The sequence below is a fragment of the Paraburkholderia sp. SIMBA_030 genome (genome assembly GCF_046535245.1).
In the GTDB taxonomy this organism is placed as follows: Bacteria; Pseudomonadota; Gammaproteobacteria; order Burkholderiales; family Burkholderiaceae; genus Paraburkholderia.
Window position 1 is genome coordinate 1 of the sequence record NZ_JAWRXB010000298.1, and the last position, 288, is coordinate 288.

Below are 288 nucleotides of genomic sequence, written 5' to 3' on the forward strand. Positions count from 1 at the left end.
GTCCCACATCGCGCCGTGGCCGCCCGCGAAAAAGATCGCGGAAAGCGTGCTCGGGTCGACATCGGCGAGCGCTTTCGACTGCGCGATCGCGGCGCGAAAACGGGCGTCGTTCCAGTAGCGCGCGTTCACGGGATCGTCGAGATCGAGGCCGTCGACGGGCGGCTCGCTGCCCTGGATCGAGGCGAATTCGACCGGAATCCCGGCGGCTTCGAGCACGGCGAGCGGATGCGTCACTTCCGACAGATAAAAGCCCGTGGGATCTCCACCTTCGCCCTTGCTGCCGTGGCT

At 66.7% G+C, this 288-nt stretch carries 1 pseudogene; it reads right to left on the bottom strand.

From position 1 onward, the window contains the following. Nucleotides 1-288: pseudogene (locus tag SB772_RS40080) on the bottom strand (type 1 glutamine amidotransferase domain-containing protein); the annotation flags it as partial.